Annotated in this window: 6 protein-coding genes and 1 pseudogene; 3 read left to right on the top strand and 4 right to left on the bottom strand. The window is 41.8% G+C overall.

The window, feature by feature from the left end; genetic code table 11:
- Nucleotides 1-1,145: SusC/RagA family TonB-linked outer membrane protein (locus tag VNZ46_RS15195; protein ID WP_325560916.1), on the bottom strand; the 1,145-nt coding region annotated here is incomplete at its 3' end.
- A gap of 289 nt (nucleotides 1,146-1,434) precedes the next feature.
- Nucleotides 1,435-2,637 (bottom strand): FecR family protein, encoded by a 1,203-nt coding sequence (locus VNZ46_RS15190; RefSeq protein ID WP_325560915.1) that lies wholly within the window; start codon nucleotides 2,635-2,637, stop codon nucleotides 1,435-1,437.
- A 202-nt stretch (nucleotides 2,638-2,839) separates the two neighbouring features.
- On the opposite strand from VNZ46_RS15190, the gene VNZ46_RS15185 reads away from it, so the two are divergent.
- The 3 genes from VNZ46_RS15185 (at nucleotide 2,840) to VNZ46_RS15175 (ending at nucleotide 4,136) form a co-directional block, all read left to right on the top strand.
- Nucleotides 2,840-3,409 carry a dihydrofolate reductase family protein gene (locus tag VNZ46_RS15185; protein WP_325560914.1) on the top strand — a complete coding sequence of 190 codons (570 nt, stop codon included), beginning with the start codon at nucleotides 2,840-2,842 and terminating at the stop codon, nucleotides 3,407-3,409.
- Nucleotides 3,410-3,569: 160 nt separating this feature from the next.
- Nucleotides 3,570-3,920: a hypothetical protein gene (locus VNZ46_RS15180; RefSeq protein ID WP_325560913.1), complete on the top strand. Its 351-nt coding sequence runs from the start codon at nucleotides 3,570-3,572 to the stop codon at nucleotides 3,918-3,920.
- A gap of 9 nt (nucleotides 3,921-3,929) precedes the next feature.
- Nucleotides 3,930-4,136, top strand: coding sequence for a helix-turn-helix transcriptional regulator (locus tag VNZ46_RS15175; protein ID WP_325560912.1), 207 nt, complete (start codon nucleotides 3,930-3,932; stop codon nucleotides 4,134-4,136).
- Here the strand turns inward: VNZ46_RS15175 and VNZ46_RS15170 are convergent.
- Both VNZ46_RS15170 and VNZ46_RS15165 read right to left on the bottom strand, forming a co-directional pair.
- Nucleotides 4,133-4,717, bottom strand: a complete 585-nt coding sequence (locus tag VNZ46_RS15170) for an RNA polymerase sigma-70 factor (RefSeq protein WP_325560911.1) — start codon at nucleotides 4,715-4,717, stop codon at nucleotides 4,133-4,135. The genes VNZ46_RS15175 and VNZ46_RS15170 overlap by 4 nt on opposite strands.
- 258 nt (nucleotides 4,718-4,975) lie before the next feature.
- Nucleotides 4,976-5,203 (bottom strand): annotated as a pseudogene (locus VNZ46_RS15165) (Rpn family recombination-promoting nuclease/putative transposase); the annotation flags it as partial.

Genomic DNA, 5,203 nt, shown 5'->3' with positions numbered 1-5,203 from the left:
TTTTTGAGTGCTTCTCGTCTCATTTCAAGATATTGATATGAATTCATCAGATCCAGCTTCCGCGGTACCTTCGCCCAACCAGATTGAAGGTTCAAATTCACTTTAGTATCCCCCGATTTTCCTTTTTTAGTGGTAATGAGTATAGCTCCATTTGCTGCACGAGAACCGTAAATAGCTGTAGCATCCGCATCTTTTAATACATCTATGCTTTCGATATCAGAGGGGTTGATAAAACTTAATGGACTTCCTAGAGAACCCTCACCTGAGTTTCCCTGTACAGAAGCTGAAGCTAAGTCGTCCCCTAAATACAACAATTGAGAAGTGAAAGGAATTCCATCAATTATATACAATGGATCATTACCGTTAGCTAAACTATTTGTTCCCTGGACCCTAACTTTCACTCCTGTCCCCGCAAATCCTGTCGCTTGTTCAATAAACAATCCCGGCACTCTTCCCTGCAATGCAAGAAGTGGATTGTTCACAGGTTGCTTTTCGATCACGTCTGCTTTGATCGTAGTCACATTACCAGTAGAAAGTCTCTGTGTCGTTGTACCATAAGCAATCACCTGGATCTCATCCAGTTTCGACAAGCTCTGCTCCAGTACGATGTTTCCCATGTTCGCCGAAGCACTCACTTCCTTTGGCAAATACCCAATGAAAGAAATTACCAGCACAGCACCCTCTTCCACTCCCCTCAAAAAGAACCTCCCATCCTTATCCGTACTCACGCCCTTCCCTGTTTTCTTCACCTTCACACTCGCGCCTGGTAGCGGGCGATTCTCCGAATCCACCACGCGCCCATTAGCGTCAATGCTAGCCCAGCGCTTAGCCAGGCGGTCCAGAAAGGTAGGTTCCTTCTCTTTTATAAGTATGGTTGTTTCATCTATTTCATAGGTTAGGGCTTGATTTTTCAATAGGGTTTCCATCACTTCTTTCAATTCTGCTCCTTTGAAATCTACATTGATGGTTTTGGTTTTATCCAGGATCTGGTCGGAATACAAGATCTTATATCCTGTCTGTTTGATGATCTCTTTAAAGACCAGGCTATAGGTCGCATCCTTCTTCGCATAAGTAAACTTCTGCGCAAAAGTGGCGGCACTAACCTGCAGCAGGCAGGTGGTCATGATAATTATGATCAGTTTCATAATTAATAATAGTTTTGGCGGCAGCCACAGGCGTAGCATACCTAGGTTAAAAGCATTTAAATTCATACTTTCGTGTTGTTTGGGTTAATACGTTAAATGATCTCAGAATTTGTTTTTTGGGTTAACTCAGATACACTGCCATGGAGGTGCTCGAATCCCTTCATGGCTTTTTATCTTCTAAACCTGGTCGTATTAACTTCCTTTGCCTTTAATCTTTTTCATTTTTTTTGTCGGTTAATATTAGTTGATATGGTTATTTAAGGGCTGGTTAGGCCCGGATTTGATGATGCTATTCTACTTTCACGGTATTGCCATCTATCGTGAATTTTATTTTACTGGTTTTCTGCAGCATTCTTAACACACTGGATACGTTATCTGCCCGTGATACGACGCCACTGAAAGTGGTATTGTTTTTATCGGTATTAGTGTATATAATGGTGACGTTGTACCACCTCGCTACCCTGCGAAGGATGCTGGGTAAGGGTTCACTTTCAAAAATGAACTGCCCGTTTTTCCAGTCCACAGCAAGTGCAGGATCTACTTGTCTTACCGCTATTTTACCGTTAACCAGCACAGATTGTTCATTTGGTTTAAGCGTAACCTCGTTCACTCTCACGCTTCCCTCCAATAGCGTAGTCCTCACACTACCTTCATCACTATAACTGTTAATGTTAAAGTGAGTTCCCAATACAGTAACCTCTTGATTTTTGGATTTCACTACAAAAGGTTGGAGTTTATTCTTAAATATTTCAAAGTAGGCTTCGCCACTAAGTTCAACCACCCGCTGCCCACGCCCATTAAAGGAAACAGGATAAATCAATTTAGAAGCGGCGTTGAGCCATACTTTGGATCCGTCAGGGAGTCGGATCTGATACTGCCCCCCACGGGGGGTTTCGATTGTATTGAGAGCATTCGAATATTTTATCCCATCACTGTTAGCCCCCACGCTACCTCTCGCCCCTCCGGGGAGAGATGCCGCAGGCAGAGAGGGGGCTTTCGCAGTATATATCACCTGTCCATCAGCAGTCTTTGTAATCTCCACTCCCGCTTCCTTCGCAAGCTCACCATTAGCCGCATCAGTTAGGGATACACGTTTGCCATTAGACAATACTAAATAGGCTTTGTTGCCACCAGGTTTGATGTCGTTAGCTAACGGGTCTCTAGTCGCTGCGCTTCCCTCGAGATGACGTTGAGTATAGAAGAAAAGGCCGGCGCCAACGATTAAAAGAACGGCTGCTGCCGCAGCGATGCGTGACCATAACTTAAACCTCTTGAACTTTAAATACTGAGTTTCATAGGTAAGCATACTCGCTTTGATCTCCGCCCATAGCTGTTGCAGCCATACTTGTTGCTTATTATTGTTCAGATCCGTCCAGGCTGTACTTTTATTGTCGTAGTTATCCACCAATTGCTCCACCAGCAGCGTTTCTTCTGGTGTACATTTCCCTTCAAGGTACTTTTCTAATAATTGATCTAACTCTTCTGCATTCATTTTTTCTGGTGCTATTAAACAATAACACGTACCAGTAAGCAGTTGGTACTATAAGAAAATGAAATATTTTTTTATTTATATCATTCACCTCTCTTTTGGCAAATACAAATGGTTAAAAAATACCCTCATATTGTCGCGATTGCACCTCATTTATATAACTTCCTCTCTGTAAATTTGGATAACAATAATCCAATAGAACAAAATGAGAAAGATCAGAATTTTCGAACATATCTCCCTCGATGGTATAATAGAACATGACGGAGATTACATCTATGGCGCATGGACAACTCCCTACCGAAGCCCTGCCGGGGCGGCAATGCTTTTTGAAGCATATGGTCCAAACTTCGACCTGATGCTTGGTCGCAACACCTACGATATATTTAGTGGCTTTTGGCCTAATGCCGGAGATTTCCCAATGGCAAATGCCATAAACGCCGCAACAAAATACATCGCCACCCACAGACCAGACAGCCTGGAATGGGGCCCTGTGAAAGATCTGGGCGAGGATATTGTAGCAGCAATTCGACATCTCAAATCCACAGATGGTCCCGATGTAATCGTTGTAGGAAGTTCTACACTAACTTCTGTATTGCTAGACCAGGGGCTAGCCGATGAGATTGTGCTCATCACCTATCCAGTGTTGCTTGGCCGGGGTAAACGTTTATTGTCCGACAGTATTGACGCCCGGGAACTTGAGTTTGTCAGCTCCAAGTCCACACCTACCGGTTTGCTCATCAATACCTACAAACACCTTGGCTCGCTAAAAAAATAGATTACATACTTTAAAAATTGAATTCTTATCAGGTGTTAAATAGTGTAATGGAGAGGCCTCTCCACTATTAGCTATTCAAATTATAAAAATAAAAGACAAATACACTTGTCTTTTAAATAAACAAACTGTACATTTGGATTATTAAACTAATCTTTATGTTATGAAAACTCTCATCAAAATCTCTCCCTTCGTTGGCTTATTCCTTATTATAGTGGGAATTCCAATCCTGTTTATGTCAAAGTCATCAACTGCTGAAATTCCGCTGCTGGTAGGCCTGTTTACCCTGTTCATCTCCTTTCAGGTCAAAGAAGATGAAAGATCGACCGCCATCAGGTCTTCTTCGGCTTTTATCGCATTAATTGCAGGCTATACTATTAAACTCGTGATCAGCAATCTGTATCAAAACCACATCATCTCCTTCGATCTGATTTCGATCAATTACTTTCTGATTATTGTTTTTGCACTTGCAAACCTGATCCGCTATTCCAGGTTATACATCTTTATGGCATAAGCCCAAACCATGAAGAATACTATAAAAGTAGAACGTGCCAGGCACAACCTTACCCAGGCCGCATTAGCTGATAAAGTAAATGTTTCCAGACAGACCATTAACTCCATAGAAATTGGAAAATTTGTACCATCCAGCATATTGGTGTTAAAAATCGCCGCAATATTTAACACCACCGTAGAAGAGATCTTTACCCTCGAAGAGAAAGACTGGACTTAATTATACAATACATACAGCAGAGCCAGAATAGACAATCTGTCTGCTGTATTTTTTAAATAATGCAAGGCCGTACTCAACTGGTTCTTTACCGTCTGCTCACTCAGGCCCAGTTTAGCCGCAATTTCGGCCGTGCTGTAATTTTCCTGCCGGCTGAGTTTAAAGATCTCCCTGGTACGCGGCGGCAGCTGCTCAATCGCAGCCTCCAGATTTTCCCGCAGATCTTTAGCCTCAATAGAAGCAACCGGATCCATATGAGGCTCCTGCTTTTGATTCACAAGCTGTGTTAAAATTGCATATTCCCTGCGGCTCGCGTTCTTCCTGAAATAATCAACAATCTTATTCCGGGTAATATAATACAGATAAGGTTTAACAGCCGTTACATTCCCCTTATCCAGCCACACATGGATAAAAACATCATGCACCAGATCATGCGCATCATCCAGCGACAACACCTTTCTGCTCACCCATGCCGTTAACTCCGGCGAATATTGCTGGTAAACCTCGGTAAAAGCCCCCTCATCCCCTTCCTTAAGTAAAGCAGTTAATTCAGCGTCAGAAAGCTTATTGTACATCCTATTCATTTACATATTGCTAAGGCAAAGCCGGTTACTAAACAAACCATAGGTAGGCTTAAATAAATATAACTAAATCTTTCCGCAATAGTAAATATTCTACTTCAATATATGGTTATATTTTTTTCACTTCACCTAAAATATTCTATTTAGGCTATAGTTTAAAGCAAAATTTTGTAATAATTGAATTGCCAGCGCAAGTGGATATGGAGAATTCATGTAAATATGAGCAGATTTTCATCTGCTCATATTTACATGAATTGATGATTACAGTTTTTCGATTTCTTCAGCGGTAAGACCAGTAGCCTCTGTGATTTGTTCCGAAGACAGACCCATCTTTTTTAAAGATTGAGCGATTTCTTTCTTTTCTTTAATCCTACCAAGCTCTTTACCCTGCTCCTCACCATCAAGAAATGACTGCTCCCTAACGGCTTCGTTATCCCACTTCCTCTTCAACTCTTGATCGTATATGTCCTGTTCTTCCTTTGTCATCTT

Origin of the sequence: Pedobacter sp. (genome assembly GCF_035566355.1) — a bacterium.
Classification (GTDB): domain Bacteria; phylum Bacteroidota; class Bacteroidia; order Sphingobacteriales; family Sphingobacteriaceae; genus Pedobacter.
This window is presented reverse-complemented; position numbering and strand designations above follow the sequence as displayed.